This window comes from Halobiforma lacisalsi AJ5, assembly GCF_000226975.2.
GTDB classification, from domain to species: Archaea; Halobacteriota; Halobacteria; order Halobacteriales; family Natrialbaceae; genus Natronobacterium; species Natronobacterium lacisalsi.
This window is the reverse complement of record NZ_CP019285.1, coordinates 2,794,315-2,820,651: the sequence shown is the minus strand read 5'-3', so window position 1 is coordinate 2,820,651 and position 26,337 is coordinate 2,794,315. Positions and strand designations below refer to the sequence as shown.

At 67.0% G+C, this 26,337-nt stretch carries 28 protein-coding genes; 14 read left to right on the top strand and 14 right to left on the bottom strand.

All coding sequences use genetic code 11. From position 1 onward, the window contains the following. Positions 1–19: 19 nt before the first annotated feature. The 5 genes from CHINAEXTREME_RS13645 to CHINAEXTREME_RS13625 all read right to left on the bottom strand — a co-directional run bounded on the left by CHINAEXTREME_RS13645 (position 20) and on the right by CHINAEXTREME_RS13625 (position 2,978). A complete protein-coding gene (locus tag CHINAEXTREME_RS13645) occupies positions 20–232 on the bottom strand; it encodes a YMGG-like glycine zipper-containing protein (protein WP_007141915.1) in 213 nt (70 codons plus the stop codon). 146 nt (positions 233–378) lie between these two features. Next, entirely contained in the window at positions 379–1,296 is a 918-nt protein-coding gene (locus CHINAEXTREME_RS13640) for an HAD-IIA family hydrolase (protein ID WP_007141914.1), read from the bottom strand. Between the two features lie 65 nt (positions 1,297–1,361). Continuing rightward, positions 1,362–1,769, bottom strand: coding sequence for an SHOCT domain-containing protein (locus CHINAEXTREME_RS13635; RefSeq protein WP_007141913.1), 408 nt, complete (start codon positions 1,767–1,769; stop codon positions 1,362–1,364). Between the two features lie 37 nt (positions 1,770–1,806). Then, a complete protein-coding gene (locus tag CHINAEXTREME_RS13630) occupies positions 1,807–2,247 on the bottom strand; it encodes a DUF7471 family protein (protein WP_238593284.1) in 441 nt (146 codons plus the stop codon). A 38-nt stretch (positions 2,248–2,285) separates the two neighbouring features. Further along, positions 2,286–2,978, bottom strand: coding sequence for a nitrous oxide reductase accessory protein NosL (locus CHINAEXTREME_RS13625; RefSeq protein WP_007141911.1), 693 nt, complete (start codon positions 2,976–2,978; stop codon positions 2,286–2,288). 269 nt (positions 2,979–3,247) lie between these two features. On the opposite strand from CHINAEXTREME_RS13625, the gene CHINAEXTREME_RS13620 reads away from it, so the two are divergent. Next, positions 3,248–3,715: a hypothetical protein gene (locus tag CHINAEXTREME_RS13620; protein WP_007141910.1), complete on the top strand. Its 468-nt coding sequence runs from the start codon at positions 3,248–3,250 to the stop codon at positions 3,713–3,715. 173 nt (positions 3,716–3,888) lie between these two features. Here CHINAEXTREME_RS13620 and CHINAEXTREME_RS13615 read toward each other — a convergent pair whose 3' ends face one another. Further along, positions 3,889–4,071 carry a DUF7501 family protein gene (locus tag CHINAEXTREME_RS13615; protein WP_007141909.1) on the bottom strand — a complete coding sequence of 61 codons (183 nt, stop codon included), beginning with the start codon at positions 4,069–4,071 and terminating at the stop codon, positions 3,889–3,891. A 139-nt stretch (positions 4,072–4,210) separates the two neighbouring features. Here CHINAEXTREME_RS13615 and CHINAEXTREME_RS13610 point away from each other — a divergent pair, with 139 nt between their 5' ends. Both CHINAEXTREME_RS13610 and CHINAEXTREME_RS13605 read left to right on the top strand, forming a co-directional pair. After that, positions 4,211–5,440: an MFS transporter gene (locus tag CHINAEXTREME_RS13610; protein WP_007141908.1), complete on the top strand. Its 1,230-nt coding sequence runs from the start codon at positions 4,211–4,213 to the stop codon at positions 5,438–5,440. Between the two features lie 332 nt (positions 5,441–5,772). Further along, on the top strand, positions 5,773–6,141 hold the full coding sequence (locus CHINAEXTREME_RS13605) for a cupin domain-containing protein (protein WP_007141907.1): 369 nt from the start codon (positions 5,773–5,775) through the stop codon (positions 6,139–6,141). Positions 6,142–6,155: 14 nt separating this feature from the next. Here the strand turns inward: CHINAEXTREME_RS13605 and CHINAEXTREME_RS13600 are convergent, their stop codons facing one another. Then, the gene (locus CHINAEXTREME_RS13600) at positions 6,156–8,954 is read right to left on the bottom strand and encodes a disk-shape morphogenesis protein volactin (RefSeq protein WP_007141906.1); all 2,799 of its coding nucleotides are present in this window, start codon (positions 8,952–8,954) and stop codon (positions 6,156–6,158) included. A 298-nt stretch (positions 8,955–9,252) separates the two neighbouring features. Between CHINAEXTREME_RS13600 and CHINAEXTREME_RS13595 the strand changes: the two genes are divergently transcribed. The 4 genes from CHINAEXTREME_RS13595 to CHINAEXTREME_RS13580 all read left to right on the top strand — a co-directional run bounded on the left by CHINAEXTREME_RS13595 (position 9,253) and on the right by CHINAEXTREME_RS13580 (position 12,091). Beyond that, the gene (locus CHINAEXTREME_RS13595) at positions 9,253–10,770 is read left to right on the top strand and encodes a phosphoenolpyruvate carboxykinase (ATP) (protein WP_007141905.1); all 1,518 of its coding nucleotides are present in this window, start codon (positions 9,253–9,255) and stop codon (positions 10,768–10,770) included. Between the two features lie 120 nt (positions 10,771–10,890). Then, positions 10,891–11,082 carry an HEWD family protein gene (locus tag CHINAEXTREME_RS13590; protein WP_007141904.1) on the top strand — a complete coding sequence of 64 codons (192 nt, stop codon included), beginning with the start codon at positions 10,891–10,893 and terminating at the stop codon, positions 11,080–11,082. A gap of 117 nt (positions 11,083–11,199) precedes the next feature. Continuing rightward, on the top strand, positions 11,200–11,502 hold the full coding sequence (cutA, locus tag CHINAEXTREME_RS13585) for a divalent-cation tolerance protein CutA (protein ID WP_007141903.1): 303 nt from the start codon (positions 11,200–11,202) through the stop codon (positions 11,500–11,502). A 100-nt stretch (positions 11,503–11,602) separates the two neighbouring features. Continuing rightward, on the top strand, positions 11,603–12,091 hold the full coding sequence (locus CHINAEXTREME_RS13580; protein WP_007141902.1) for a 50S ribosomal protein L11: 489 nt from the start codon (positions 11,603–11,605) through the stop codon (positions 12,089–12,091). Between the two features lie 444 nt (positions 12,092–12,535). Here CHINAEXTREME_RS13580 and CHINAEXTREME_RS13575 read toward each other — a convergent pair whose 3' ends face one another. Further along, the gene (locus CHINAEXTREME_RS13575) at positions 12,536–13,081 is read right to left on the bottom strand and encodes a hypothetical protein (RefSeq protein WP_007141901.1); all 546 of its coding nucleotides are present in this window, start codon (positions 13,079–13,081) and stop codon (positions 12,536–12,538) included. Positions 13,082–13,425: 344 nt separating this feature from the next. Here CHINAEXTREME_RS13575 and CHINAEXTREME_RS13570 point away from each other — a divergent pair, with 344 nt between their 5' ends. The 3 genes from CHINAEXTREME_RS13570 to rpl12p are packed head-to-tail and all read left to right on the top strand — an operon-like array spanning position 13,426 to position 15,463. Next, positions 13,426–14,058, top strand: coding sequence for a 50S ribosomal protein L1 (locus CHINAEXTREME_RS13570; RefSeq protein WP_007141900.1), 633 nt, complete (start codon positions 13,426–13,428; stop codon positions 14,056–14,058). A 1-nt stretch (position 14,059) separates the two neighbouring features. Further along, positions 14,060–15,100, top strand: a complete 1,041-nt coding sequence (locus CHINAEXTREME_RS13565; protein WP_007141899.1) for a 50S ribosomal protein L10 — start codon at positions 14,060–14,062, stop codon at positions 15,098–15,100. A 21-nt stretch (positions 15,101–15,121) separates the two neighbouring features. Then, a complete protein-coding gene (gene rpl12p, locus CHINAEXTREME_RS13560) occupies positions 15,122–15,463 on the top strand; it encodes a 50S ribosomal protein P1 (protein ID WP_007141898.1) in 342 nt (113 codons plus the stop codon). A gap of 121 nt (positions 15,464–15,584) precedes the next feature. Here rpl12p and CHINAEXTREME_RS13555 read toward each other — a convergent pair whose 3' ends face one another. After that, positions 15,585–17,150, bottom strand: a complete 1,566-nt coding sequence (locus CHINAEXTREME_RS13555; RefSeq protein ID WP_010546772.1) for a phytoene desaturase family protein — start codon at positions 17,148–17,150, stop codon at positions 15,585–15,587. A gap of 99 nt (positions 17,151–17,249) precedes the next feature. Next, positions 17,250–18,278 (bottom strand): Brp/Blh family beta-carotene 15,15'-dioxygenase, encoded by a 1,029-nt coding sequence (locus CHINAEXTREME_RS13550; protein WP_010546771.1) that lies wholly within the window; start codon positions 18,276–18,278, stop codon positions 17,250–17,252. A 266-nt stretch (positions 18,279–18,544) separates the two neighbouring features. On the opposite strand from CHINAEXTREME_RS13550, the gene CHINAEXTREME_RS13545 reads away from it, so the two are divergent. The 3 genes from CHINAEXTREME_RS13545 to CHINAEXTREME_RS13535 all read left to right on the top strand — a co-directional run bounded on the left by CHINAEXTREME_RS13545 (position 18,545) and on the right by CHINAEXTREME_RS13535 (position 21,694). Continuing rightward, positions 18,545–19,318, top strand: coding sequence for a lycopene cyclase domain-containing protein (locus CHINAEXTREME_RS13545; protein ID WP_007141894.1), 774 nt, complete (start codon positions 18,545–18,547; stop codon positions 19,316–19,318). Beyond that, positions 19,315–20,388: a Brp/Blh family beta-carotene 15,15'-dioxygenase gene (locus CHINAEXTREME_RS13540; protein ID WP_007141893.1), complete on the top strand. Its 1,074-nt coding sequence runs from the start codon at positions 19,315–19,317 to the stop codon at positions 20,386–20,388. The genes CHINAEXTREME_RS13545 and CHINAEXTREME_RS13540 overlap by 4 nt, the downstream gene beginning before the upstream one ends. Before the next feature lie 64 nt (positions 20,389–20,452). Then, complete coding sequence (locus tag CHINAEXTREME_RS13535; RefSeq protein ID WP_007141892.1) at positions 20,453–21,694, top strand: tripartite tricarboxylate transporter permease; 1,242 nt, start codon at positions 20,453–20,455, stop codon at positions 21,692–21,694. Between the two features lie 26 nt (positions 21,695–21,720). On the opposite strand, the gene CHINAEXTREME_RS13530 is transcribed toward CHINAEXTREME_RS13535, so the two are convergent. From CHINAEXTREME_RS13530 to CHINAEXTREME_RS13520, 3 genes are all read right to left on the bottom strand, one after another. After that, positions 21,721–23,268, bottom strand: coding sequence for a TrkH family potassium uptake protein (locus CHINAEXTREME_RS13530; protein WP_007141891.1), 1,548 nt, complete (start codon positions 23,266–23,268; stop codon positions 21,721–21,723). A gap of 2 nt (positions 23,269–23,270) precedes the next feature. Next, positions 23,271–23,936, bottom strand: coding sequence for a potassium channel family protein (locus CHINAEXTREME_RS13525; protein WP_007141890.1), 666 nt, complete (start codon positions 23,934–23,936; stop codon positions 23,271–23,273). 88 nt (positions 23,937–24,024) lie between these two features. Beyond that, a complete protein-coding gene (locus CHINAEXTREME_RS13520; protein WP_007141889.1) occupies positions 24,025–24,477 on the bottom strand; it encodes a zinc ribbon domain-containing protein in 453 nt (150 codons plus the stop codon). 231 nt (positions 24,478–24,708) lie between these two features. Between CHINAEXTREME_RS13520 and CHINAEXTREME_RS13515 the strand changes: the two genes are divergently transcribed. Further along, positions 24,709–25,479 (top strand): Lrp/AsnC family transcriptional regulator, encoded by a 771-nt coding sequence (locus tag CHINAEXTREME_RS13515; RefSeq protein ID WP_007141888.1) that lies wholly within the window; start codon positions 24,709–24,711, stop codon positions 25,477–25,479. Positions 25,480–25,491: 12 nt separating this feature from the next. Here CHINAEXTREME_RS13515 and CHINAEXTREME_RS13510 read toward each other — a convergent pair whose 3' ends face one another. Further along, complete coding sequence (locus tag CHINAEXTREME_RS13510; RefSeq protein ID WP_007141887.1) at positions 25,492–26,322, bottom strand: BtpA/SgcQ family protein; 831 nt, start codon at positions 26,320–26,322, stop codon at positions 25,492–25,494. Positions 26,323–26,337 lie beyond the last annotated feature (15 nt).

Below are 26,337 nucleotides of genomic sequence, written 5' to 3'. Positions count from 1 at the left end.
AACGGCGGCGGTCGGCCCGTCAGTCCGTCTTCCCGGTTCGTTCTTTGGCTTCCTCGAGCAGTTCGTCGGCCGTTTCCCTCGTCTCCGCGACGATGGCGCCGACGAGGCCCCCGATCGCGCCCCCGGTACTCGCGGCGTTTCGACTGAACAGTGCCCCGATTGCGGCTCCGATGGCTGCCCCGATCGCTGCGTAGCGGGCCCTTCGAAGCACGTTGGTGAGTCGGTCCCTCATATGTGAGTATAGCAACCCGTTCGGCAAATACGTTTTCCCGAAGAGGACGGAATTCGGCCCGACTCATACGGGTTCCTGTCCGTCAGTGCCGGCACACCCGCGACCCGGGCGGCGGTTGCGCCGGGAAATCGATACAGCAAGCCGTATCAGAGCAACCGCTCGACCTCCCCGAGCGACTCGAGGACGTAATCCGGCTGGATCGGCGATTCCTCGAGGGTCGCACGGTCGGTCACCCCCGAGAGGACCACCGCGGTCGTCATCCCGGCCCGGTTGCCGAGCGCAATGTCCGTGTCCAGCCGGTCGCCGACGACGAGGACCGATTCGGGAGCGACGCCGAGCCGATCCAGCGCAGCGTCGGCGGCGACGTCGGACGGCTTGCCGAGGACGGCATCGGGTTCGCGGCCGGCGACGGCCTCCATCGCGGCGAGGATCGCGCCCGATCCCGGGATCGTCCCGTTCTCGACGGGTATCGTCGCGTCGGGATCGGTGCCGTAGAAGGGGACGGGGCCGTCAATGGTAACAGCGCCAGCGCCAGCGTTGGCGTCGGCGTCGCCGTCCATCTCGCCGTCATCATCGCCGTCGGCACCCCCGTTCGCCCGAGCCCCAGAACTCGCCGTTTGGCCCTCGGTTTCGCCGACGCGCTCGTTCTCGAAGGCCCGCAGCGCGTCCCCGAGCGTGCCGTAGGAGAACCCCCGGTCGAACGAGCCCAACACGACGTCCGCGGCCTCGGGATCGTCGGTTACGCTTATCGCCGCGTCCTCGAGGATCGACGCGAGACGGTTCCCGCCGACGAGGTAGACGTGTGCGTCGGGGTGGTTCCGGGCGAGATACGACGCGCTCACCGTCGCGGAGGTCAACACGCGGTCGGGTCCGATGTCGACGCCGTGGGGCGCGAGTTTCTCCCGGTAGTGGTCGCTCCCCCGGGTCGGATTGTTCGAAAACAGCAGCCGGGAGACGCCCGCGTCCTCGAGCGCCCGGAGGCCGTCGCTCGCCCCCGGGATCAACTGGTCGCCCCGGACGATCGTCCCGTCCACGTCCAGGATCGCGCCCTCGTAGTCGGTCATCACACAGTAGTAGGGCCGGACGGCGATTGAGTGTTTGGTTCGCGGTGACGGCTCCGCATCCCGACTCACTCGGGACCGGAGCGCTCGAACTCGAGTTCCAGTTCCAGTTCTTCGGTGTCGATCCCTGCGCTCTCGGCCCGCTCGTTGCCCTCGATCAGGCGCTCGAGTTTTGCCTCGAACTCGGCGTCGGAGAGTTCGCCCGCGGCGTACCGCTGCTGGAGTTTCGTGACGGGGTCGACGCCGGCGTCCTCGCTCGCCACTTCCCGCTCTCCCATCGGCTCATCGTCGGCGAACGGCTCTGCCTGAATCAGATACCACAGGAGCAGGAAACTGAGGACGAACAGGCCGGTGATGGCGACCGCGACCCACGGACCGGCCAGTACCAACGCCGCGATGATGATGACGTCGGCCAGCACGAACTTGATCGCGAAGATCTCGGTGGGACTGTAGTCCCTGCCGCCGTCGCTGCCCATAGCGGGTATAGGGTCGTCGTCGGAATAACTGTAGGGTTCACTCGTCTCGCTTCATCTCGAGTTCGGTTGCCGCATCGATATCGGCTTCACGAACGGTGGTTCCCCGCTCGCAGTAGAGCAGATACAGCAAGAGCCACGCGACGAGGAGGTCGGCCCCGTGCCCGACGAGGTGGTGGACCACCATCGGGACGAGCCCGAATGTGGTGCCCGCGCCGACGATCGAACGGACGACCAGCGCGCCGAGGGCGACCGTCAGCACGCGATAGCGGAACGTCGAGCGTCGCGCGTACCCGATCAGGCCGACGATGAAAAGCGTCAGGGTCCCGACCGCGGCGAACGCGACGATCGCGAACAACAGCGGCGCGATCGACGGTGGCAGCCAGTCACCGACCGGAAGCGCGGATGCGTCGGCTATCGCCTCCGATTGCCGAGGATCGAGCGGGGGGTTGCGTGTACCGACGTAGCGAAACACTGTCACGCCTCCGGGTTATAGCCGCCGCAGATCGCTCTGTGCGGTCAGTGATCGTGTCCGTTATCGCCGCCGTCGTTCCCCTCGAGGAGGTTCCCACGGTAGTACTCCGCGAGGTCCCGGTCGAACGCCGAGAGTTCGAGGATGTCGTCCTCGTCGTACGCGTCGAACTCGCCGACGAACGATTCGGCCTCGTCCCGATCGGCGAACGGGGTTGGATTGCGCGTCATGACGTCGTCGACGTGATCGGGATCGGATACCCGGACGAACGACGCGTCGGACGCGTCGACGAGGTCGCCGCTCTCGTAGTCGGTCACCCAGACGCCTTCGATCTCCGTTTCCGGACCGTCGAACGTTTCCGGAACCGCGTAGTAGGCGGCCAGACAGCCTGTCGAGCAGAAAAACTCGCGATGCCCGTCCTCGTGTACTAGCTGGGCATTCCAGTCGGGATGGTCGGCGACGATCATGTTACAGACGGTACACTCCCGCCCCTCCGGGAACGCCACGGCCTCTTCGACCGAGGGGGTATCGTCGGTATTCTCGTCGGTATTGTCGTTGGCATCGGCGTCACTCGAGTCAGACTCCCCGTCAGACGTCTCGTCGGTTCCGTCTGCCCCGTCGTTCGGGTCGTTGTCGTCGGTCGAGTCGTCGTCGAGACAGCCTGCCAGTCCGAGCGCGGTGCCGGCACCGATCGCGCCGAGCACGCGACGCCGTCCGTACCGATGGAAGCGCTGTTCCATACGAGGATGGACACACGGGTGTTGTAAACGCTATTTGGTACTTTTGTCGAACGCGTTCGACGTTCGAACCAGAGAGTTGCTCTTTGCTCCGTCATCTGGGGTCTCTCTAATGGAAAGAATATAGATATTTCTCGCCGACTACGAAAGCAGATCGGCCACCTCGCGCTGTCGCTGCGGGTCACGATGACCCGGAGCCGGACCGTAGCCGTCCGGCCTTGCGCGCACCCGAGGTGGGAATTCTTATCCCCGAACCGGCCGTAGCCACGCGCATGGCACTCGAGGTCGAACCCCCTGCGCCGCCGGAACTGGAGTTCGTCGATCCGAACGAGTACGAGGACGCGACGATCAGCGCCGACGGGACCGACGTCGACTACCGCCGAGAGGAGCTCCAGACGTTCCTCGAGGAGGGGGCCTGGGAGGAATCGTTCGAGGCCTGGCGGGAGGAGACCGACCTCGAGGAACGGGAGTACGAGATCGCCCGGGACCTCGAACTCTTCTCGGAGTTCGACTTCTTCTGGGACGACTTCGCCGACCGCGTCGGCTATCACGCACCCGGCATTCCGGAAGACTGGCAGGCACGGGAGTACCACCCCGAACTCGACACCTGGGGGACGGTCTCGTCGATCAACGCCGAGTTAACGGAGTTCGGCCAGGTCGTCTCGGAGGTGCTCAAGGAGGAGTACATCGACTGGGAAGCCGAGTACGAACCGCCGGAGGACCTCCCGGATTTCGACTGACCACGTTTCGCTCCCGTTTCTGGGGCTTCCCGTCCGATATCGGGACGCGAACCGTTGCGTTCGCTGTTTTCTCCGATCCTGACGGACGGGCCCAACTCCGAGCGACCGCCTCTCCGTACTCGTTCCGAGGACGGCCACCGTCGACTACCTCGCCGTGCGCTTCGATACGAGCGTTAACCGCCCCACTCGCCGGCGAGGTCGCCCGCGATGTTGTTCCGCCAGTGGTCGAACTCGCGTTTGCAGGGGTCGTTGTCGTCGACGTGGTCGACGAAGCCCGCTCCGGCTGACTCGAGGTCGTCGCCGCAGTACGGGCACGTTGCCGGATCGCTCCAGTCGGCGGTCGTGTTCACTGCCATGCCGTCTACTGCGACGAACCCGAATATAAATTCTCTCGATTAAGTGGCTATACACTTATGTGACATTAAATGGCATACTAGGATTACGACGATGTAATCGGAGGGTTCTCGGTGCGCCGACTCAGTCCCCCGAACGAGAATGTCCCCGTCCGGAACGAGACGACGCGTCGCCGAACTCGACGTGTTGCTCCTGACCGCCGGTATCTGGTTTCTCGCCAAGTTCCTCCGGTATGCCTTTCCACCGCTTTTCGGGCCGTTCCAGGAGAGCTACGGCGTCTCGAACGCCGTTCTCGGATCGGCGTTCACCGGCTTCATGCTGATCTACGCCGCCGTGCAGTTCCCGTCCGGCGTCCTCGCCGATCGGATCGGATCGATCACTGTCATCGCCGTCGGTGCCGTCGTTGCCGCGGCTGCCGCCCTCTCGCTGGTCGTCGCCTCGCCGTTCCCGGTCCTGATCGTGGCGATGCTCGTCATGGGTGCTGGCACCGGCGCACACAAGACCGTCGCCGTCAGGTTGCTCTCTCGAGCGTACCCGGCACGGACGGGCCGGGCGCTGGGCGTGCTCGATACTTTCGGCGCGTTCGGTGGGGTCGTCGCCCCGGCTGCCATCGTCGCCGCGGGCGGGGTCGCCTACGCGTTCGGCGAGAGCTGGCGCGTGATCTTCCTCCTTGCGGGAGTCGCGGGGCTCGCCCTCGCGGGCGCGTTCCTGGCTCGAGTCCCCGATCGAGTGCCCGGGGAAGCGGCCGCCGACGGCACCGGAGCGACCGGGATCGACGTCGACGAGGTCCGCCGGTACGCTGGACTGTTTCGTGATCGCCGGCTCACGACGTTCGTGGCCGTGACTCTGCTGTTTTCGTTCACCTACAACGGGCTGGTCGCGTTCGCCCCACTGTATCTGACCGAGACCGCGGGGGTCTCGGAGGCGACGGCCGGCCTGCTCTACAGCGCGCTCTTTCTGGCGAGCCTGGTCCAGCTCGTCACCGGGGAACTCAGCGACCGGATCGGTCGGCTCCCGATCGTCGTCGGCTCGCTCGGGCTCGCGGCGGCCGCGCTCGTCGCCTTTGTTTCACTGACCGGCTCCGCAGGTCCGATCGCGCTCGGTGGCGCGCTCGTCGCTTCGGGCCTCGGTCTGCACGGGTTCAGGCCCGTCAGGAGTGCGTACCTGATGTCGGCGATCCCGGATGACGTGGCCGGCGGCGGGCTCGGCGTCGTCCGCACGCTGTTGATGGGCGGCGGGGCCGTCGCGCCGGCGATCGTCGGCGCGCTCTCGGACGTCGCCGGATTTCGGACCTCGTTCCGGCTGCTCGCCGCTTCGATCGCGCTCGGTGCCCTGCTCGCCCTCCTCTTGCTGGTTACGGACGACGGCTGACTGGGGACGGAGCGATTGCGGCCGAGGAGTAACGGGGACGTACGTCACTCCCGAACGGCTCGAGTACGCGTGGATCCACTACGGCCGGCCGAAACCGGTCGACGACGCACTCGACAGCACCCGTCGGCGGCGTGGTGACGGAACGGAAACCGCGATTTGAGCCGGGAGTAGGGCCTCCTTTCGGCGTGTCACGTTCGGTCCCAGCTACTGTATCCCGTGTCTCCGCAGTACACCACCCGTTGCGGGAGCCGATGGCTCGCCCACAGTGGCGACGGGAAGACCACGAACACGAGCGCCGCGGCTTTTTGCTGCCGATCGTGGAACCCCCTGCTATGTACTCGATGGTCGACCTCGAGAACGTCGAGCCCCACGAACTCGACGACATCGAACCGACGCTGCTGCCGATCGGACCCGAACTCCGGCCCGATCGGATGCGGCCGAGCGTCTGGGAGTACGACGCCGGCGAGGAGAACACCTCCCACCGACAGGACGAACAGGAGGAACTGTACGTCGTCCTCGAGGGGACCGTCGACGTGACGATCGAACACGGTGACGACCGCGACGTGGTCGAACTCACCTCCGGGGACGTCCTCGTCGTGTCGCCCGAATCCTGGCGACAGATCCGGGCGATCGAGGAGAGTCGCGTGCTCGTCGTCGGCGCGCCGAACGTTGCCGACGACGCGATCGTCGAGGACAGATAGGGTCCGTCGGTCGGTTAGCGACCCGCGACGGCCGCGACGCCCAAGAGAATCAGGCCCAGCGCCGCCGCACCCGCTCCGACCGTGCCGTCGCCGGCGAGCGCGACGACGGCTCCGGCGACGAGCCCGGCACCCCCGCCGCCCGCGAGCGTCGCGGTTGCGAGTTCGGATTCGACGATGGAGCCGTCGGCCTCGCTTTCGTCGTCCGGTTCGAGCGCCCGGAGGCGCGTCTCGACGGTCTCGAGGGAGGACTCGAGGCCGTCGAGGCGGTCGGCCAGCCCGTCCACGTCCTCGGAGCGCGCCGGGTCGAACTCGAGGCCGGGGTCGAGGTCGCGATCGAGAGCGTCCAGGCGCTCGGCGACCTCCTCGGTGCGGCCCGAAACGCCGTCGAGGCGGGCGTTCTGGGTCTCGAGCCGATCAGCCAGGTCGTCGACGGTCGGGTCGCGATCCTCGAGCGCGAGGAGCCGATCCTCGAGTCCGTCGACGGTTCCGGAGTCGACCGTCCGATCCTCGAGATCGGCGAGGGTATCGACGCGCTGTTCGAGAGCCTCGAGGTCGTCGATCCGCTGCTCGACTGCGCGGATAGCGTCGATCTCGTCCTCGAGTTCCTCGACGGCCTCGCGGTCCGCCGCGGTCGACGCCAGATCGGCTACGTCGGCCAACCGCTCCTCGACGTCCGCGAGGTCGTCGGTACGCGCAGTTTGCCCTTCGAGTTCGTCCAGACGATCCCGTACTTCCGCGATCTCCTCGAGGCGCTCTTCGACGCGTTCGAGATCCACGAGGCGGCTCTCGAGTGCGTCGACGTCATCACCCTGCTCGTCGAGGCGGTCCTCGAGCGCCGTGAGTTCCGTTTTCACGGCCTCGAGTTCGTCGATCCGGTCCGCCAGCGGTTCCAGTTCGTCGACCCGCCGTTCGAAGTCGTCGACGCGTTCGATTCGATCGCCGAGTCCATCGACCCGCTCCGTGAGATCGTCTACCCTGTCGACCCGCTCCGTGAGATCGTCCAGTCGATCCTCGAGCGCATCTATTCCGTCCGTTCGCTCGGCCAGCCGGTCGACCTCCGTTGCGAGCGATTCGTGGTCGTTCGCAGCCGAATCGAGTCGGTCCTCGAGCGCGTCGAGATCGCTCGCGAGGGCGTGGTCGTCCTGCTCCGCCCGGACGTCGTCGAGGTCGGCGGCCACCGTCTCGAGGCGATCCTCGAGCGCGTCGAGTTCGGCCGTCGCCGACTCGCAGTCGTCGCGGACCGAATCGAGGTCGTCACGGATACGGTCCCGTTCGTCGGCCGTTTCCTCGGCGAGGTCAGCCAGATCGTCCGCTAGCTCGTCGGCGTCGTCCTCGAGCGATTCGACAGCCGACGGAAGCCCGTCGACCGCCGCTATCCGTGCGGAGAGTTCATCGACGTCTTTCTCGAGGGTTTCGACCGCCGCCGACGCCGCCGCGAGGTCGTCCGCCAGGTCGTCCGCGAGCGCGTCGTCCTCGTCCGACTCCCGCCGCTCCTCGAGATCGGCGACCTCGTCGGCGAGGGCGTCGACCCGATCCTCGAGGGCGACGACGCGTTCCCGCGTCGCGGTCCGTTCCTCGATCCCCTCGAGTTCGTCGCGAACGTCGTCCAGTTCGGCTTCGACCGCGCGGAGTTCGTCGTCGTCCGGGAACCGTTCGGAGAGGGTCTCGAGGAGGTCCGTCGCGGGATCGGCGCGGGTCGATCCCGCGGCCTCGTTTCCGCCGTCGTCGGCCATCGCGTCGAACGAGAGGCGGGTCTCCCCGTCGTCCTCATCGGCTGTGGGGACGCGTCGTTCGTCGGATTCGACGTCGATGTCGGCATCCCGGATCCCGGCCTCGTCCCCGTCAGCGAAATCGTCGTCGCACGCGGCCGCGAGCGCGCCTCTGACGACACTTTCCGTCGGCTCGTCGGCCAGTCGAACGCCGCGAATCGAGGCGCCCAGTCCGCCGGCGTCGAATCGCCCTCCCACGAGGAACTCGAGGCCATCGACCGCACCGGGGCCCGCGATCGCGATCGGGACCGCGACGCCATCCTGGACGGCTCCGTCGTCAACCCTGTCGACGACCGCGTCGATCAGGTCGCCGATCAGGTCGTCGTACGCGCCGGCGATCGCGCTCTCGATCTCCCCCGTCGTCTCGGGATCCAGTTCGAACGTCTCGAGGACGTCCCCAACGGCCGACGGCGAACGGTCGGTTTCCGACGCCGCGCGCTCGCAGACCCAGTCTCTGCCTCGCGGGATCGACACCGACAGCGACTGGACGCCGTAGTACGCGAGCGAGAAGCTGGTGTGCCCGTGGCCGAGGCAGATCCCGATCCCGGTGTAGTTGTCCGATCGAAGCTGGTCGTAGACGACGGCGAACCCCTTGCCGATCGGTGCGGCCTCGATTCCCCACTGGGCGAGAACGGACTCGACGGTCTCCCGGTGGTCCGCGACCGCGGCAGGATCCGACGGCCGCGGTTCCGGAGTCGCGTATCGGACTCGGTCGACCGTTTCGTTTCCGAACATCGACTCGAGCGTCGCCGTCAGCGCCGCTTCCGCGTCGGTCGACGTCTCGAGAACTCCATTCGAGAGGATCGATCGCCGCTCGAGGTCCTCGCCGAGGGCGTCGGCGACGGTTGCCGCGCTCGAGCCCACCGCGTACACCTCGTCGTTCCCGTCTTCTCGGCCGATCGTCCGAACGTCGTGGTCGATCGACTCGAGGGCTGCGTCGTCGACCGGGACGACGACGGCCGGTTCCGAGTCGATCGTCGGGGCGTCCGTCTCACCGGTCGCCGACCTGATCGCGTCCGGTCCGATGTCGAGACCGCGTACCATGCGCTCGAAGAGGGAGACCCCGGTATTGGAGCTTTGGTTCCGAATACCAGAACTGAAAATTGCTCCCCGTCGGATCGACGTACACGCCCTCCATACTCGAGAATAAAATTATTTCTTATACGAGTACATTCCTACAATGATATGGATTATGATCATTCTTCGCTCGAGAAGGAATCGACTATTCGGGCCCTCGAAGTGCTTCGGAACCCGACATACTCGTTAGTGTCTGGGTAGGTAGTGACACACTCCGATCAAAATCCTCCACGTTTATACATCAGGATGATGGTGGATTAGGTATATGTCCGAAACCGGGACGGAGCCCCGCCCGCTCACACGGGAGCTTCCCGACCCACTCGCCGCGTCGAACGTTCGGTACAACCCCTCGCTCGAGGAACTGCGTGAACTCGCCGCCCACGAGGAGACGACCACCGAGTTCGGCTCCCCGTCCTACGTCAGCGAGTTCCGTTCTCGCAGCGCCGATCGGACGAAAAACGCCGTCGACCACGAGTTCGACGGTCGCGACCGCGAGCTAGTCGACGACGCCATTACCCGCGCGGACGAACGGGAGATGCTCTGTGTCGACCGTCGGATGGGCCGCCACCCGGAGGCGACGTTCCGTTGTCGCCTGTTCGTGCCGGTCGACCACGCGCGAATCGCCCTCGCCTGGGCAAACCTGTTCGAACCCGTCGAGGACCCCGACGCCGAGCCCGACTTCTACACCGTTCAGGATCCGGACTACGACGAGACCGCGATCCGCGTGCTTCCGGACGAGGGCGTTACCGCCGTACTGGGCAGCGACTACACCGGGGAAGCCAAGAAATCGTTCCTCCGGCTGTTCATGTACCGGATCAAGCAACGCGGCGGACTCGGGCTCCACGCCGGGAGCAAGCGCGTCCGGGTCCGCGACGCCGACGGCGACCTGCGGACGGTCGGCCAGGTGTTCATGGGCCTGTCCGCGACCGGCAAGTCGACGCTGACGTCCCACGGCTGCTGGCTCGAGGATCCCGAGGACGCCGCGATGTTACAGGACGACGTCTGCGGGCTCCTCCCGGACGGCTCCGTCGCCGGCAGCGAGGGGAAGGGGCTGTTCATCAAGACGATCGGGCTGGACGAGGACGAACAGCCTGAACTCTACGCCGCGGCGACCGACGAGTCTGCGATCCTGGAGAACGTCGCCGTCGACGAGGACGGGACAGTCGACTTCGACGATGATCGCCACACTGCCAACTCGCGGGCGATCGTCCAGCGCGACGAACTCGAGAGCGCCGACGACGAGATCGACCTGGAGCGGATAGATCAGGTCTTCTTCATCACGCGAAACCCCCTGATGCCGCCGGTCGCGAAACTCACCGAGGAGCAGTCGGCGGTCGCGTTCATGCTCGGCGAGTCGATCGAGACCAGCGCGGGCGACCCCTCTCGAGCGGGCGAATCGATCCGTGTCGTCGGGACCAACCCGTTCATTATCGGCTCCGAGGGAGAGGAAGGGAACGTCTTCCGTGACCTCGTCGCCTCACTGGACGTCGACTGTTACGTCATCAACACGGGCTACCTGGGCGAGCAATCGAAAGACGTCGGCGTCCAGGAGTCGGTCACGATCCTCACGGAAGCCGCCCGCGGTCGGATCGAATGGACCGAGGACGACCGAACCGGGCTGACGATTCCCCAGTCGATTCCCGGCCTCGAGATCGAGGACTACTACGTCCCCGACCACGTCGAGGACTACGACGAAGCCCTCGCTGACCTGCGTACGGAACGCCGCGAGTACCTCGAGACGTTCGAGAATCTCCGGGACGAGATCAAAGACGCCGTGTACTGATCGCGTCCCTCGCGCGGGACGCTCGAGGCGCGCTCGATTCGTACCTAGACTTTTGTGAACAACTCGCATTGTTTGCCGCGGGTACGCATCGTTATATGCGTCCAGTTCCCAGGTCCGTCAATGAGTGCACGCGTACGAACGCCGACCGCGCGGGTCTGCGAACGGTGCGGTCGCGCGGAACGATGGGACGACGACCTCGAGGCCTGGCAACTCGACCGGGACGATGGCGAGAAACTGATCGGCAACCCCCACTGCCTCCACGAGTGGGACATCAACGGCACGTTCAATCCGGTCGCTGAGAACGACTCCTGACCTCCGGGGCCCCTGACCGGCGTTCACGTCCAGTCGCGCGAGCGACTTTCGCTGCTCGAGCGCCGCCCGAAAGCGGACTCGCGGCTCTTTTTGTCCTCTCGACCGTAGCTCCCGACGATGCCGACCGCGTACATCACGGCTCCCCCCGAGGAGGCAGATGCGATCGCCGGACGACTGGTCGAGGAGCAACTTGCCGCCTGTGTCAATCGGTTCCCGATCACGTCGACCTACCGCTGGGACGGCGAGGTCCAGCGCGACGAGGAGGTCGCGCTGCTCGCGAAGACCACCGTCGACGCGTACGACGACCTCGTCGACCGGGTCGAAGAACTGCATCCCTACGACGTCCCGTGTATCGAGCGGTTCGACGAAGCGCACGTCCTCGAGTCGTTCGCCGAGTGGCGCGACGAGAGCGTGGAGTAATCCGACGGGAGGAACCGGCCGGGGATCCGCGTCAGTGTATCACAGACGCCGACTGCCCGAAAAAGCAACCCTTAAAACTCGCGCACGGGTTGTCACGGGTATGGCTGGAACCATCGAAGTGCTCGTTCCGGGTGGCCAGGCCGACCCCGGCCCGCCGCTCGGTCCCGAGCTCGGACCGACGCCCGTCGACGTGCAGGCTGTCGTACAGGAGATCAACGATCAGACCGAGGCCTTCGACGGGACCGAGGTCCCCGTCACGGTCGACTACGAGGACGACGGCTCCTTCGAGATCGAGGTCGGCGTCCCGCCGACGGCCGAACTGATCAAAGACGAGGCCGACTTCGAGACGGGCAGCGGCGAACCCCAGGAGGACTTCGTCGCCGACCTCTCGATCGACCAGGTCAAGCAGATCGCCGAGCAGAAACACCCCGACCTGCTCGCGTACGACACGAAAAACGCCGCGAAAGAGATCGTCGGCACCTGCGCCTCGATGGGCGTCACCATCGAGGGCGACGACGCTCGAGAGTTCAAGGAGAAGGTCGACGCCGGCGAGTACGACGACGTACTCGCGGACGAAGCGGAAGCGTAATCGACGACCGCCGACTCCTCGAGTCGAATCTCGATCGACTCCATTCCTGCTTCGTCGTTTCGAATGGTCCTCGAGCGACGCGTCGGTTCCAGGTTGGCGATCCACTCCCGGTTCGATTTTCGCGTTGGACCGTTGTTCTTCACACCGGCTTTCGTTCGGCCCACGTTCGTCCCCGAACCGATCGCGCATCGGCCGACGGCCACGGCGGGGTCAGTTTCTCGAGTCGCGGGGTTCGACTGCCCCGCCGACACGGATACTGCCTAGAAGACGGCCGACGCGACACTCCGTGTCACGGCCACCCACGTCGCGGATGTAAGTGGCGGAAAACCCGTTTTATAGGGGCTCTAACAGGACGTCAGTATCGGCGAGGAAGTCACGAACCGGGGCCGTCACGACGGTCCGACGTGGCCAGACGGACCGCCGGTCGGCCGTGAGATCGGGTGCTCAGATCTTGTTCGCGGGCGGGACCGTTCTGTCGTCGGGCTGGCTCGAGCCGCCGGCGCCGACCAGCACGCGGATGCCCGCACCGACGCCGAGCGACGCGGCCAGTCCCGTCAGGACGATCGCCGACGGGAGCGAAAGGGTGCCGAGGCCGGCCAACAGGCTCCCGACGAGGACACCGGTACCCAATCGGTCGCGGCCGAGACGGGCGGCGACGGTAGCACCGATCGCGACGAAGCCGAACGTCGTCAGCACCGGGAGCACGACCGCGCCCAGGATCACGAGCGGAACGCCGAAGAACGTCCCGAGGCTCGAACCGACGATGAACGCGCCGGTCGATCCCAGGGCTGCGATCACGAGCGTCGCCGGGAGGCCGACGCAGATCGAAATAACGGGGCTACGACGTGCCTTCGCGACGGATTTCAACCCGTGCTCGTGCACGAGGCCGAGGACGACCATCGCGACCAGAAGTGTGCCGAGAAACCCGGCGGCGGCACGAACCGACGGACCGACCGTCTTGAACAGGTCGACGGCCCCTGCGTTCGCCATCGCCGTGGGGGTGGCGATGGTCGGTGCAGCGCTCATCGCGTATAAATCTACTGGCCACATAGGAGAAAGCTACTATGTCTTTTCAAATAGTACTTTTGGTTGGAAACTTTTCAGAATAAAACTTTCTCGAGCGCTGATACGGCGTCGCACCCGGGGAACGGGGACGAGGCGAACGGCAGGTCCATGGTGTTCGTTCACGAAAGACGAAAGGACACCTCGAAACGCCCGCTCGAGGAGTCCAGTTCGACGGGTTTAAGTTTTCCATGCTACTCCCTTCAACAGAGACAGGCATCGCCTGTTTCACTGACCCGTAGGAGCACTCCTGCGTACTACGGAGGTGAACGATGGCAGATTCGGATATCGAAACCGCAGTGGCTCGCGCACTCGAGGAGTCACCGGATCGGAACTTTACCGAGACGGTGGACCTCGCGATCAATCTGCGCGACCTTGACCTGAACGAACCGTCGAATCGAGTTGACGAGTCCGTCGTGCTCCCGTCCGGAACCGGACAGGACACGCGAATCGTCGTCATTGCCGAGGGCGAAACTGCAGTCCGCGCCGAAGAGGCCGCGGACGAGGTTCTCTCGGAGGACGAGGTCGCAGACCTCGACGACGACGAGGCCAAAGACATGGCCGACGAGACGGACTTCTTCATCGCCGAAGAGGCGATGATGCAAGACATCGCCCGGCACCTGGGTACCATCCTCGGTCCCCGGGGGAAGATGCCGGACCCGCTCAGTCCCGACGACGACGTCGTCGAGACCGTCAACCGGCTCAAAAACACCGTGCAGCTTCGCTCCGGCGACCGACGAACCTTCCACACGCTCGTCGGCGCCGAAGACATGGATGCCGAGAACATCGCCGACAACATCGACGTCATCCTGCGTCGCCTGCACGCGGACCTCGAGAAGGGGCCCCAGAACATCGACGCCGTCTACGTGAAGACGACGATGGGCCCGTCCGTGGAGGTGGCCTAACATGAGCGCCCAGGCTGAACGCAAAACCGAGAACCTTCCCCAGTGGAAGCAAGAGGAAGTCGAGGAGCTCTCCGAGCTACTCGGCGAGTACGAGAGCGTCGGCATCGTCGGCCTCACCGGCATCCCCTCGAAGCAGCTCCAGGACATGCGCCGCGATCTGTACGGCACCGCGGAGCTGCGTGTCAGCCGCAACACCCTGCAGATCCGCGCACTCGAGGAGGCCGGCTACGACGACCTGGTCGACCACGTCGAAGGCCACGTCGGTCTGATCGCGACGAACGACAACCCCTTCGCGCTCTACAAGGAGCTCGAGGCGTCGAAGACGCCGGCGCCGATCAACGAGGGCGAGGTCGCCCCGAACGACATCGTGATCCCGGAAGGGGACACGGGCGTCGATCCGGGGCCGTTCGTCGGCGAACTTCAGGGTATCGGCGCGAACGCACGCATCGAGGACGGTTCGATTCAGGTCATGGAGGACTCGACGGTCCTCGAGGCCGGCGAGGAGGTCTCTGCGGACCTGGCGAACGTCCTCAACGAACTCGGCATCGAGCCCAAGGAAGTCGGGCTCGACCTTCGTGCCGTCGTCGCCGAGGGCGTCCTCTTCGACCCCGAAGACCTCGACATCGACGTCGAGGCCTACGAGAGCGACGTGCAGACGGCCGCCGCTCGGGCGCGGAACCTCGCGGTCAACGCGGAGTACCCGACCGAGACGACGGTCCCGACGCTGGTCGCCAAGGCCACGGGCGAGGCAAAGAGCCTCGGCCTGCAGGCCGCCATCGAGGACGAAGAGCTCATGCCCGACCTCGTCACCAAGGCCGACGCGCAACTTCGCGCGCTCGCCGCCCAGATCGACGACGAGGAAGCGCTGCCGGAGGAGCTGCAGGACGTCGACGCGCCTGCACAGCCGGCGGCTGACGAGGGCGAGAGCGAGGACGAAGACGAATCGGTAGACGACCAGACCGAAGAGGAGGCCGACGCCGACGAGGAAGACGACGATGACGACGAAGACGGCGCGGCCGGCCTCGGCGAAATGTTCGGATAACGACTAACGGAGGATTCAACAATGGAATACGTTTACGCTGCACTCATCCTGAACGAATCGGGCGAAGAGATCAACGAAGACAACCTCACCGACGTACTCGACGCTGCCGGCGTCGACGTCGAAGAGTCCCGCGTCAAGGCGCTCGTCGCCGCGCTCGAGGACGTCGACATCGACGAGGCCGTCTCCGAGGCTGCTGCCGCGCCCGCCGCGGCCGCCGGCGCCGCTGGCGGTGCCGCCGCCGAGGAAGCCGACGAGGAAGCCGAAGAGGAAGAAGAGACCAGCGACGTCCCGGACACGACGGACGAGGACGAGGACGAAGACGACGAGGCCGACGGCGAAGGTCTCGGCGAGCTCTTCGGCTAAGTCGGACGCGACGAGTTCACAGTCTCAACGATCGATATTTTTTGCGTGTGTCACGTCGGCCAGTGGCGACGCCGCTCGCGTAGCGAGCAGCAAAGCGACCGGAGCGGAGTCGAGAACGCAGTTAGAGGCTGGACTGGACCCGATACAGCCCCTGCCGGAGGAGCCGGCGAAGCCCGTTTCCGCTCCGACCCCGGTCCACGGGGCCGTCCCGGGCGTCCGCCAGAACCGCCTCCGTGACGTGTTCGCCGCTCAGCAGACACATCGGGACGCCGATCCCCGGATTCGTGTCGCCGCCGACGTAGTACAACCCCTCGAGGCCAGGCACGCGGTGACGGGGTCGGAGCGGCCCCGTCTGGCGGAGCGTGTGGGCCAGTCCGAGCGCCGTGCCCTGGGGTTTGTTGAACCCCCCGGCGAACTCGGAGACGCAGGCCCGTTCCTCGAAGCGGATCCGCTCGCGGAGGTCGACCCCCGTCGTCTCCGCGAGGTCAGCGAGCACGGCGTCGCGGAACCGCTCGCGCGTCGCGTCGTCGTCCTCGAGTCCGGGCGCGATCGGGACGAGGATCACGACCGTCTCGCAGCCGTCGGGGGCGACCGACGGATCCGTCCGGGAGGGGACGTTGACGTAGTAGGCCGGATCGTCGGGCCACGCGGGGTCGTCGAAGATGGATTCGAAATGTGGGGTCCAGTCGGTCGGGAGGACGAGCGTGTGGTGTTCGAACTCGGGGGGTTCGCCGTCGACCCCGAGGTACAGCATGAACGCCGACGGGGCGTAGGTTCGGTCGTCCCAGTAGTCGTCGGGCCGGTCCGGAACGCCCGCGGGGAGGAGGTCTCGCTCGACGTGGGCCGGCGGCGCGTTGCAGACGACGCGGTCGTGTCGCACGCGCCCAGCGTCAGTCGTGACGGCGAACCCGTTGGGGGTCGGCTCGAGGGCGTCGATCGGCGTCCCGGTTTCGATCGTCGCACCCTGTTCGCGGGCGACCGCAGCGACGGCGTCGACCACCTCGCGCATGCCGCCCTGGGGGTAGTAGACGCCCAGCCCGTAGTCGACGTGACTCATGAGGGTATAGAGCGCGGGCGTGTTGTGGGGGGCGCCGCCCAGGAAGACCAGCGTGTACTGGACGAGTTGGCGCAGTTTCGGATGATCAAAGTAGTCGGCGACGTGGTCGTCCATCGTGCCGAGCAGGGCGAGTCCGCGGGCCGACCGGAGTACGTCGGTCGAGAGGTAGTCCCGGAACCGCGTCCGGTTCGGCAGGACGAACCGGTTCATCCCGATCTCGTAGGCCTCGCGGGCGTCCGTGAGGTACCGCTCGAGGGCCTCCCCCGCGCCGGGGCTGTAGGACTCGAACAGGGCCCCTGCCTCGGCGGGATCGGCGGGGACGTCCGCCCGATCGCCGTCCTCCCAGAAGACCCGGTAGTTCGGGTCCAGCCGCTCGAGGTCGTAGTAGTCGGACGGCTCGCGGCCGAAATCGGCGAAAAACCGGTCGAACAGTTCGGGCATGAGGTACCAGGAGGGGCCGGTGTCGAACCGGAACCCCTCGCCGGTCAACCGGCCCGCGACGCCGCCGACCTCGGTTCGTCGTTCGTACACCGTGACGTCCGCCCCCGCGGCCGCGAGGTAGGCGGCCGCGGCGAGACCGCCGAAGCCTGCGCCGGCGACCGCGATCGAGTCGTCGGTCAGGTCGCTCATAGTCACGTTTCGTATCGGTCACGGAAGTCTGTCAGCCGCTATTCTCGGGGTATTTAGGTTCGCCGCGGTCGGGTGTCGTCCGCGACTCGAGCGAGGGGGTCAGGGCACGTACCAGATCCCGCGGCCCGCGTCGAGCCACTCGCCGATCACGACGTGTGGCAGGGCGATGACGCAGACGAAGATCGTGTAAAACGCTACGAGCCCGGGCAAGAGAGTGAGCCCGCCGAGCGGGTTGGGAACGACGAGCCAGAACGCGCCGGCGACCGCGGCCGTCGCCGCGCCGCCGGCGAGCATCGCGACGCAGGTGTCCCTGACGGAGAGGCCGGTCGGTGGTTCGATCCGACGGGCGTACCGCTCCCGGCCCGCCTGTCGCAGCGAGTACCACAGCGGGAAGTACAGCCCGACGGCGACGACGACGGGGACGGCCGCGAAGTAACCCACGAGCAGCCCCGTCTCGGCGGCGTCGCGGAGCCAGGACGCGCCACCCCCGACCGCGTACCCGAGCGTAAGGTGGCCGACGACTGCGACCGCGTAGCCGACGCCGAGAACCACCCGCGCCGACTCGAGGGCGGGTCCGAGCGCACCGATCGCCCCCGGATCGAACAGGAGGAGCATGTACGTCGCGAACCCGTTGAACGTATCGGGCCAGGCGAGAAGCGGGACGATCATGACCGCGCCGCCACGGGCGACCGCCGCGAGCGCCCGCTGGAGTCGGGTTTCGAGGTGGTCGCTCCCGACCAGTGCGTCCATGACGTGGAGGTCGCCGTGGCCGGCCTTCGCGACCGCGACGGCGAACGCGAGGCCGAGCGCCGGGATCGGCGCGACGAAAAACAGCGCGACGAACGCGGCGATACAGAGGGCGTACGCCCCGACGTACCGGGCTCCGAACGGCAGGCCGCGCCGCCGGAGGTTCGAGAAGTGTTCGTAGCCGCCGTGCGGGAGATTCAGCGCGATCATCCCGACCAGGTAGACGACCAGTTGCGCCTCGAGCGACGGCATCCGTCCGAGCGCCTTCGCCGCGACGAACGCGACGGCGAGGCCCAGCAGCGCGACGCGAGAGCCCTGCACTGCGATCGTCTCGAGTGCCGGCAGGGAACGCGAGCCCCGAACTCGGGAGTGAGTCGCCATATCGGAGGTTAGGACGGCTCACACTTGTGCGCTGACCGACATCGGGCGGGGTTTTAAGGGGGCTGTCGGCAGCGGGGCGTCAGCGTCCGGACGGATCGGGCCGCCGTTCCCCGCCAGTCGAACAGTGTTGCCCTGTTCTTTACGTGTGTGCGGCCGTGAGTTTTCGAATGACGAATGAACCTCCGCCAGTTCACGTGGGATACTTCCCTCGCTGCCGTCCTCCCCGGGGGCCGACCGCGGTCGTCGCTCGCTCGAGGGACGGGTCGATGACGCCGCCGCTTACTTACCTGGGATTTCACGCGGCGTTCGTTCTGCCACCGATCCTCATCCTCGGGTGGCTCGCGGTCCGACGCCCGACGGCCTGGCGGGACCGACGTGCCGCCACCGGTCTCGTGATCGTTCTCTTCCTCGCAGTGGCGTACACCACCCCGTGGACCAACCACATGATCCCGGAGGGAGTCTGGTGGTACGGCGACGGTGCAGTGCTGGGTCGAATCTGGTACACGCCGCTCGAGGAGTACCTCTTTTTCGTCCTACAGCCGATCCTGACCGCGCTCGTCCTGTTCCAGTTCCCCGCGAGGGCCGACCTGCCGCTCCGGATCCCCCGCAGCCACAGACTCGCCGGTTCCCTCGGGGGGCTCGCGATCACTGTCGTCGGCTGGACGCTGTTCGCGGGTCCGACCTCGACGTACTACCTCGGCTCGTTGCTGCTGTGGGCGGGCCCGGTACTGGCGATCCAGTGGGCGTTCGGCCTCACGTACCTGTGGCGGGTCCGTCGGCCGGTCGCGCTCGCGGTCGCCGTGCCGACGCTGTACCTCTGTGTCGTCGATCGGATCGCCATCGAGTGGGGGATCTGGATCATCTCCGGGAGCCACACCACCGGCTACACGATCGGGGGGCTCCCGATCGAGGAGGGACTGTTCTTCCTGCTGACGAACGTCTTCGTCGTCCAGGGAATCGTCCTCTACGTCTGGCTGGTCGACCGCGTCCACGAACTCCCCGCGCTCGAGCGGCTTCGAACCCCGAGTGATCTCCCGTGACCGCCACACCGTCCCGGTCCGAAGGGTCGCTCGGCCGTTCGGACGCGAGCGGCGCGCGACGGCGTGCGGGACGGCTCAGCCTCGGGTTCGGTGCTGCCACGATCCTTGCCGGGCTGGCACTCGTCGCCGCCGTCGACTCGCTCCCGCTCGTCTATCAGTACCTCCCGCTCGTGGCGACCGTCGTCGTCTTCGGCCTCCCGCACGGCGCGGTCGATCATCTCGTGCTCCCGCGCGCGCGGAACGACCCAGTCACGTCCCGATCGATGGTCGCCGTGGGGGTGCTCTACCTCGTCGTGGGGACGAGTTACGCGGCCGTCTGGTTTCTCGCACCGGCGTTCGCGTTCGCCCTGTTCATTCTCGTGACGCTTTTCCACTGGGGTCAGGGCGACGTCTACGCGCTGTTCGCGTTCACCCGCGACGGCACCTACCTCGAGAGCCGAACCGCTCGCGCGCTCGCGCTGGTCGTTCGCGGCGGGCTGCCGATGCTCGTCCCGCTCGTCGCTTTCCCCGAGCAGTACGCATTCGTCGCCGGAACGCTGATCGGCCTGTTCGATCCCGCGGCGGCGGCCGCCCTCGAGCCGATCTTCGAGCCTGCGGTCCGGGCGACGGTCGGCCTCGGGTTCGGCGCGCTCGTCGTCGCCTCGCTCGCCCTGGGGTACCGCCGCACAGGTAACGCGCTCGAGCCCTGGCTGATCGACGTCGCCGAGACCCTCGGACTCGTCGCCTTCTTCGCCCTCGTGCCGCCGATCCTGGCGATCGGGCTCTACTTCGCGCTGTGGCACTCCGTCCGACACGTCCTCCGAACGCTGCTCGTCGACGACCCCGCGGTCGAGGCCCTCGCCGACGGGAACGACCTCGCGGCCCTGGGGCGGTTTGCCCGCGACGCCGCGCCGCTGACGGTCGCCGCCCTCGCGGTGCTCGGCGGGCTTGGACTGCTGGTACCCCGAACGCCGGCGACCGTCCCCGACGTCGCCGCCCTCTATCTCGTCTGTATCGCCGTGCTGACCCTCCCTCACGTGGTCGTGGTCTCGCTGCTGGACCTCGAGCAACGGGTGTGGGGGCCCCCGTGACCGTGACCGTGACCGTGAGCGGGCCGGCGCGGGTTTAAGTACGAACGGGCGGCCAGAGGAGGCGATGGCTGTCGGTCCAGTCGAGGTCGTCACCGATCCCGCGCTGTCGTTCCGGCTGCTCGCCTGGTCGCTCGCCGGCGCGGCGCTGGGGTGTTGTAGCGGCCTCGTTCCGGGCCTGCACGCGAACAACTTCGCGTTCCTGCTCGCCGGGATCGCGCCGTCGGTCCCGGGGCCGCCGCTTTTCGTCGGCTCCGCGATGCTCGCGGCCGGCGTCGTCCACACCTTCCTCAACGCCGTCCCCGCGATGGCGCTGGGCGTTCCCGACGCCGAGATGGCCGTCACTGCCTTGCCGGGCCACCGGATGGTACTCGAGGGCAGGGGATACGAGGCGATCCGGCTCTCCGCGCTCGGGAGCGTGCTCGCGGTGCTCGCCGCCGTGCCGCTCGCCGTCCCCGTCACGCGAGCCGTCACGGCGGTCTACCCGACCCTCCGGACGAACCTCTCGCTCGTGCTTGCGGCGGTCGTCGTCGCGCTGATCGCCTCCGAACGGACGTGGCGGAGCCGTGCCGTCGCCCTGTTCTCGTTCGCGCTGGCAGCGGGCCTGGGTCTGCTGACTCTGGATCTCTCCCCCGAGGCGCCCCTCGAAGCGGGCGGCACCCTCGCGCCGCTGTTCGCGGGCCTGTTCGGCGCGCCCGTGTTGATCGACGCCGCGTTCGGGAGCGGTATCCCGCCCCAGCGGGACGACGCGATCGCGATGTCCCGTCCCCTCCTCGGGGCGACGGCCGTCGCCGGGGCGCTCGCGGGAGCCGTCGTCGGCTACGTCCCGGGCGTGTCCGCCGCGATCGCCGCCGTCGCGGTCCTCGCGCTCGTGCCGGGCGGAGCCGGCGACCGGGGCTACATCGTCGCGACCAGCGGCGTCGACACGGCCAACGCGATCTTCGCGCTGTTCGCGCTCGCCGCGATCGGCCGGCCGCGGACCGGCGTGATGGTGGCCTTCGAGAGCGCGAACGCGCCGCTCGAGTTGCCCCTCCTCGTCGGTGTCGTGGTCGTCGCGGGCCTGATCGGCTTCGTCCTCGTGATCGCCGTCGGGGACGCCTACCTCGAGTTGGTAGGGCGGCTACCCTACTGGAGGGTCTCGGTGGCCGTCCTCGGTCTCCTGGTCGTCCTCTCGTTCCTGTTTACCGGCCCGATGGGGGTTGCCGTCTTCGCTGCCGCGGCTGCTGTCGGCATGGTCCCCGTACGGTTGCGAGCGCGGCGAGTCCACCTGATGGGGGTGTTGATCGGCCCGCTACTGTTCGGGGTTTGAATGGCGCGGTACGTCTCCAAGGGCCGTCACCGATAGAGGCCGGCCCGCCGGAAGACTGCGCCCAGCAACACCGCGACCGGGATGATCTCGAGCCGGCCCACCCACATGTTGGCGATCAGCATCGCCCTGCCCGCGGCGGGCAGGTCCGGCCCCGTGATGCCCGAGTCGAGCCCGACGTTGCTCTGTGCGCTCATCACGTCGAAGATCACGTACTCGAGGGGGTAGGCCGGGGAGAGCGTCCGCAACAGGACGGCGACCCCGACCATCAGGGCGGCCACCCACAGCACGAACACGACCGTCGCCTCGGTGTACTCGCGCTGAATCTGCTCCTCGGAGAGGTCTCGCTGGCCGATCCGGAAGCTTCGGACCGCGCTATCGGGCTGGAGGACGTTCCCGATCTGCCAGGCCGTCCCCTTGACGAGCGTGATGACCCGAACGAGTTTGAGGCCGCTGACCGTCGATCCGGCTGCCGCGCCGGTGAGCATCCCGAGACAGGCGAGTAGCGTCGCACCGGCCGACCAGACCCGTTCCGTCCCGTTTCCGATCGCTACCGTCCCGAAGCCGGTGTTCGAGGTCGCGGACACGAACTGGAACAGGGCCGTACGGAAGGTCTTCTCGAACGACTCGTACTGGCCGTTGAGCGCGAGGATCCCGGTCAGAACGACCGATCCGATGCCGAACCAGAGGAACACCCAGCGCGTCTGGACGTCCTTGTAGAAGTTCGAGAGCTCACCCTTGAGGATGAGATAGTGAACGGGGAAGGCGATGCTGCCTGCGATCATGACCGGGACGACCGCGTACTCGATGAGGGGGCTGCCGTAGTGGCCGATCGAGTCGGCGTGAACGGAGAACCCGCCGGTGGCGATCCCCGTCATTCCATGGTTGATCGCGCCCCACAGGGGCATCCCGACCGCGAGGAACAGGCCGATCGACCCGAGGGTCAGTCCGAGGTAGATCTTCCAGATCTCTTTGACCGTGTTGACGACGCTGGGGTGGATCTTCTCGGAGCGAGCCTCGCTCTCGAAGAGCGTGAGCGAACCGCTGCCGGGCCGAGCGAGGATCGCGACGGTCAACACGATCACGCCGACGCCGCCGATCCACTCCGTGAGCGAGCGCCACCAGTGAAGCGATCGGGGCAACTCCTCTTCGACCGCGGCGACCGTAAGCCCCGTCCCCGTGAACCCGCTCATGCTCTCGAAGACTGCATCGAGTGGGTTGATGAAGATCTCGGTCGTATCGTCCATCGGGGGTGTGTTCGCCCAGGCGGGAAACGGGTCGAGCTCGATCGTCCACGCGACCAGCAGGAAGGGAAGCCCGCCCAACACGCCGACCAGCGCCCAGGCGCTCGCCGCCGTCACCATCGCCTCGGCCTTTTCCGGCGTCGCCGCGTCGCGGTACCGCCGGGCCAGGCCGATCCCGATGCCGGCCATCACGAGCGCGGCGAGGGCGAACGCCGGCACGGCGAAGAACTCGCCGTTGACGACGGCGACCGGGATTGATGCGGCCGAAACCAGCGAGACGACCTGGAGAATGCGGCCGACGTCCCGTCCGACGACGCGATGATCGGGTCGCATGGTTAGGCGTCGGTAAACGCCGCGACGGCGTCGTCCAGGGCGGCGTCGTCGGTGAAGACGGTCACCCGATCGCCCGCCAGTATCGTCGTCTCCCCCCGCGGGGCGCGGATCTCGCCGTCCCGCTCGAGGGCGACGACGAGACACCCTTCGGGGAGCCGCCCCGACTCGAGCGCGGTCTCGAGCTGCTGGCCGCTCATCGGCGCGTCCCCGTCGACGGTCAGGTCCACGAGTTCGGTGTCGCCGTCGAGTTCGATGAAGTCGCTGACGCCCGGATACCGCACCGAGTGATAGAGGTAGTCCGCGATCAGCTGTTGGGGGTTCTCGATGAGGGTGACGCCGATCTTCTCGAAGACCGGGAGGTTGTCGGGATCGTGGACGACGCTGACGAGATTCGGGACGCCGTGTTCCTGCGCGAGTAACATCACCATGATGTTGGTCGCGTCGACGTCCGTCGTCGAGATGACCGCGTCCGCCCGATCGATCTCCGCCTCAACGAGGGTATCGTGGTTCGTCGCGTCGGCGTGCAACACGAGACAGTCGTACTCGGCGGACGCGGCGTTGGCCCTCGCTTCGTCCTTCTCGATGACGACGACGTCGTTACCGTCCTGGACGGCCCGTTCGATCAGGTTCGAGCCGATGTTGCCCGCGCCGACGACAATCAGATACATCGGGGCACCTCCGTCGACATCGGTGCCGCGGGGGTCGTTTTCGGGGGTCGACCGATACGGGAAGGCGACCGAACGATCGCCGGTCCGGTCATCGTTCCCCCTCCCGGTTCGAATCGGGGAGTTCGCTGCCGCAGTGTGGGCAGGTCTCGGCGTGCTCGTCCACCGAACCGCCGCAGTGGTCACAGTCGGTGAGCGTCGGGTTTCGCACGTCGCCCAGGAACGACCAGTGCAACGTCTCCTCCCCGCCGATGTGACGCTCTCGAGTCACGCGGTAGAGCGAGACGATCCCAGGGTCCGCGTCGGATTCCTCCTGGTTCGGCGGGCGTTTACGAACCAGAGCGGAGCCGCCGTGGTCGTCGATCTCGAGCAGTTCGCCCGACGCCTCGGCCCGGATCCGGTCGGTCAGCGGCGGACGGGCGTAATCGAGCAGTCGCTCGACGTACGTCCGAACCGCGCGCAGTTCCGGAACGTCGAGCGCGACGAGGCGCTCGACGAGCGGATCGGGTACCGCCTCCGGTGCTACCGGCTCATCTCCACTCATTGATAAACGGCAGCTCCCGTTACCTAAAATATCTTGCGTTGAGTTATTCGATCGTTTGTCTGAATCCCATATATTTTCTAAACGTTCGCCAGTATCCTCGGGCGCTCTGCCGTACGAAATCCCCATCTCTCTCGCGAACGACGACGGACGCTCGCGGCGAACTGGCCGATTTTCCACCGTAGCCCAAAGGTAACTTAAATACAGATATGGTACTAATTCCCGGGTATAAATATGGGCGACCGCATCGATGACGTGGACGAACAGATCCTCTACTACCTCTCCCGGGAGGCACGGCACACGTCCGCACCGGACATCGCCGAGAAGGTAGACGTCTCCGCCCCGACCGTCCGGAACCGGATCCGGCGTCTCGAGGAGGAGGGCATCATCGAGGGGTACCACGCCCACGTGAACTACGAACGGGCCGACAGGCTCCTGACCGACCTGTTCGTGTGCAGTACGACGGCGACCGACCGACAGAAACTGGCCCAGCAGGTGCTCGACGTCCCCGGTGTCATCAACGTTCGGGAGGCCATGTCGGGCAAGGGCGACCTCCGGATCAAGGCAGTCGGCACGGACACGGACGACCTCACGCGTATCGCCCAGGACATCACGTCCCTCGGGGTCGAGATCGACGACGAGGATCTGCTCCGGCGGGAGCACTTTCGGCCCTACGCCCGGTTCGGCCCGAGGGAGACGGAACCGATCTCGCCGGTGACCGGCGTCGCCGGGCTCGCGGGAGGCGCGGACGTGATCGAGGTCGTCGTCAAGGAGGGGGCGCCCATCGCCGGCAAAACCCTCGAGCGGGCCAACGAGGACGGGTTCATCCCCTCGGACGTGCTGGTGGTCCGGATCGACCGGGACGAGCGGGCGATCACGCCCGCCGGGGAGACGACCATCGAGGAGGGCGACTTCGTGACGGTCCACTCCCGGTCGGGCATCTCGGAGGAGACCCTGGACGCGTTTACCGGGGAACGGGAACGAGTGCCGGAAACCGGAGACTGAGTCGACGCATTCTCAGTCGTTCGTGCTCGCCTCCCGGGCCGCCGTCACGACCCTCCCCACTCGCTCCGGGTCCACCGCGTTCGTCGTCTCGCCGCCGTCTTTCAGCGCCGTCCCCACGACGACCCCGTCCGCGCCCGCCTCGAGACAGTCGCCGACGGTCTCTGCGGTGACGCCGCTGCCGACCAGTACCGGCGTCTCCGGCACGGCCGCAGCGACCCGGCGCACGTCCTCGAGCGCCGCTTCCCGTCCGGTCCCCGACCCGGAGACGAGGACGCCGTCGGCCCGGCCCCGTCCGACCGTCTCGCGTGCGGCGCGTTCGACGCCAGCGTCGCCGACTGGGGTGGCGTGCTTGACGTGGACGTCCGCGAGGACCGCGACGTCGGCCTCGAGTCGCTCCCGCAGTCGCATCGTTTCGTGTGCCTGCCCCTCGAGGACGCCTTGATCGGTCGCGGCCGTCCCGACGTGGACGTTGATCCGGACGAACGCGGCGTCGACCGCCGCCGCGATCGACAGCGCTGCCTCGGCGTCGTTCCGGAGGACGTTGACGCCGAGTGGGACGTCGACCTCGCGTCGAACCGCGGCGGCGACGGCGGTCATCTCCGCGACGACGTGTTTCGGCACGGAATCGGGGTGAAACGGCGCGTCGCCGAAGTTCTCGAGAACGATCCCGTCGACGCCGCCGGCGACGAGCCGACGTGCGTCGGCAAGCGCCCGCTCCCGGATGAACCCGCGGTCGCCGTCGAACCCCGGTGCGCCGGGCAGCGGCGGCAGGTGTATCATGCCGATCACCGGACGAGCGACGTCGAACCGCTCGAGGAATCGCGGCTGCGATGGAGTGGTCATGTGGGACCGTGACTC

What these genes read in the sequence shown, in the direction of transcription:
- CHINAEXTREME_RS13645 (WP_007141915.1), bottom strand. Translation starts at nt 232, where the DNA reads ATGAGGGACCGACTCACCAACGTGCTTCGAAGGGCCCGCTACGCAGCG.
- CHINAEXTREME_RS13640 (WP_007141914.1), bottom strand. Translation starts at nt 1,296, where the DNA reads ATGACCGACTACGAGGGCGCGATCCTGGACGTGGACGGGACGATCGTC.
- CHINAEXTREME_RS13635 (WP_007141913.1), bottom strand. Translation starts at nt 1,769, where the DNA reads ATGGGCAGCGACGGCGGCAGGGACTACAGTCCCACCGAGATCTTCGCG.
- CHINAEXTREME_RS13625 (WP_007141911.1), bottom strand. Translation starts at nt 2,978, where the DNA reads ATGGAACAGCGCTTCCATCGGTACGGACGGCGTCGCGTGCTCGGCGCG.
- CHINAEXTREME_RS13620 (WP_007141910.1), top strand. Translation starts at nt 3,248, where the DNA reads ATGGCACTCGAGGTCGAACCCCCTGCGCCGCCGGAACTGGAGTTCGTC.
- CHINAEXTREME_RS13615 (WP_007141909.1), bottom strand. Translation starts at nt 4,071, where the DNA reads ATGGCAGTGAACACGACCGCCGACTGGAGCGATCCGGCAACGTGCCCG.
- CHINAEXTREME_RS13610 (WP_007141908.1), top strand. Translation starts at nt 4,211, where the DNA reads ATGTCCCCGTCCGGAACGAGACGACGCGTCGCCGAACTCGACGTGTTG.
- CHINAEXTREME_RS13605 (WP_007141907.1), top strand. Translation starts at nt 5,773, where the DNA reads ATGTACTCGATGGTCGACCTCGAGAACGTCGAGCCCCACGAACTCGAC.
- CHINAEXTREME_RS13600 (WP_007141906.1), bottom strand. Translation starts at nt 8,954, where the DNA reads ATGGTACGCGGTCTCGACATCGGACCGGACGCGATCAGGTCGGCGACC.
- CHINAEXTREME_RS13595 (WP_007141905.1), top strand. Translation starts at nt 9,253, where the DNA reads ATGTCCGAAACCGGGACGGAGCCCCGCCCGCTCACACGGGAGCTTCCC.
- CHINAEXTREME_RS13590 (WP_007141904.1), top strand. Translation starts at nt 10,891, where the DNA reads ATGAGTGCACGCGTACGAACGCCGACCGCGCGGGTCTGCGAACGGTGC.
- cutA (WP_007141903.1), top strand. Translation starts at nt 11,200, where the DNA reads ATGCCGACCGCGTACATCACGGCTCCCCCCGAGGAGGCAGATGCGATC.
- CHINAEXTREME_RS13580 (WP_007141902.1), top strand. Translation starts at nt 11,603, where the DNA reads ATGGCTGGAACCATCGAAGTGCTCGTTCCGGGTGGCCAGGCCGACCCC.
- CHINAEXTREME_RS13575 (WP_007141901.1), bottom strand. Translation starts at nt 13,081, where the DNA reads ATGGCGAACGCAGGGGCCGTCGACCTGTTCAAGACGGTCGGTCCGTCG.
- CHINAEXTREME_RS13570 (WP_007141900.1), top strand. Translation starts at nt 13,426, where the DNA reads ATGGCAGATTCGGATATCGAAACCGCAGTGGCTCGCGCACTCGAGGAG.
- CHINAEXTREME_RS13565 (WP_007141899.1), top strand. Translation starts at nt 14,060, where the DNA reads ATGAGCGCCCAGGCTGAACGCAAAACCGAGAACCTTCCCCAGTGGAAG.
- rpl12p (WP_007141898.1), top strand. Translation starts at nt 15,122, where the DNA reads ATGGAATACGTTTACGCTGCACTCATCCTGAACGAATCGGGCGAAGAG.
- CHINAEXTREME_RS13555 (WP_010546772.1), bottom strand. Translation starts at nt 17,150, where the DNA reads ATGAGCGACCTGACCGACGACTCGATCGCGGTCGCCGGCGCAGGCTTC.
- CHINAEXTREME_RS13550 (WP_010546771.1), bottom strand. Translation starts at nt 18,278, where the DNA reads ATGGCGACTCACTCCCGAGTTCGGGGCTCGCGTTCCCTGCCGGCACTC.
- CHINAEXTREME_RS13545 (WP_007141894.1), top strand. Translation starts at nt 18,545, where the DNA reads ATGACGCCGCCGCTTACTTACCTGGGATTTCACGCGGCGTTCGTTCTG.
- CHINAEXTREME_RS13535 (WP_007141892.1), top strand. Translation starts at nt 20,453, where the DNA reads ATGGCTGTCGGTCCAGTCGAGGTCGTCACCGATCCCGCGCTGTCGTTC.
- CHINAEXTREME_RS13530 (WP_007141891.1), bottom strand. Translation starts at nt 23,268, where the DNA reads ATGCGACCCGATCATCGCGTCGTCGGACGGGACGTCGGCCGCATTCTC.
- CHINAEXTREME_RS13525 (WP_007141890.1), bottom strand. Translation starts at nt 23,936, where the DNA reads ATGTATCTGATTGTCGTCGGCGCGGGCAACATCGGCTCGAACCTGATC.
- CHINAEXTREME_RS13520 (WP_007141889.1), bottom strand. Translation starts at nt 24,477, where the DNA reads ATGAGTGGAGATGAGCCGGTAGCACCGGAGGCGGTACCCGATCCGCTC.
- CHINAEXTREME_RS13515 (WP_007141888.1), top strand. Translation starts at nt 24,709, where the DNA reads ATGGGCGACCGCATCGATGACGTGGACGAACAGATCCTCTACTACCTC.
- CHINAEXTREME_RS13510 (WP_007141887.1), bottom strand. Translation starts at nt 26,322, where the DNA reads ATGACCACTCCATCGCAGCCGCGATTCCTCGAGCGGTTCGACGTCGCT.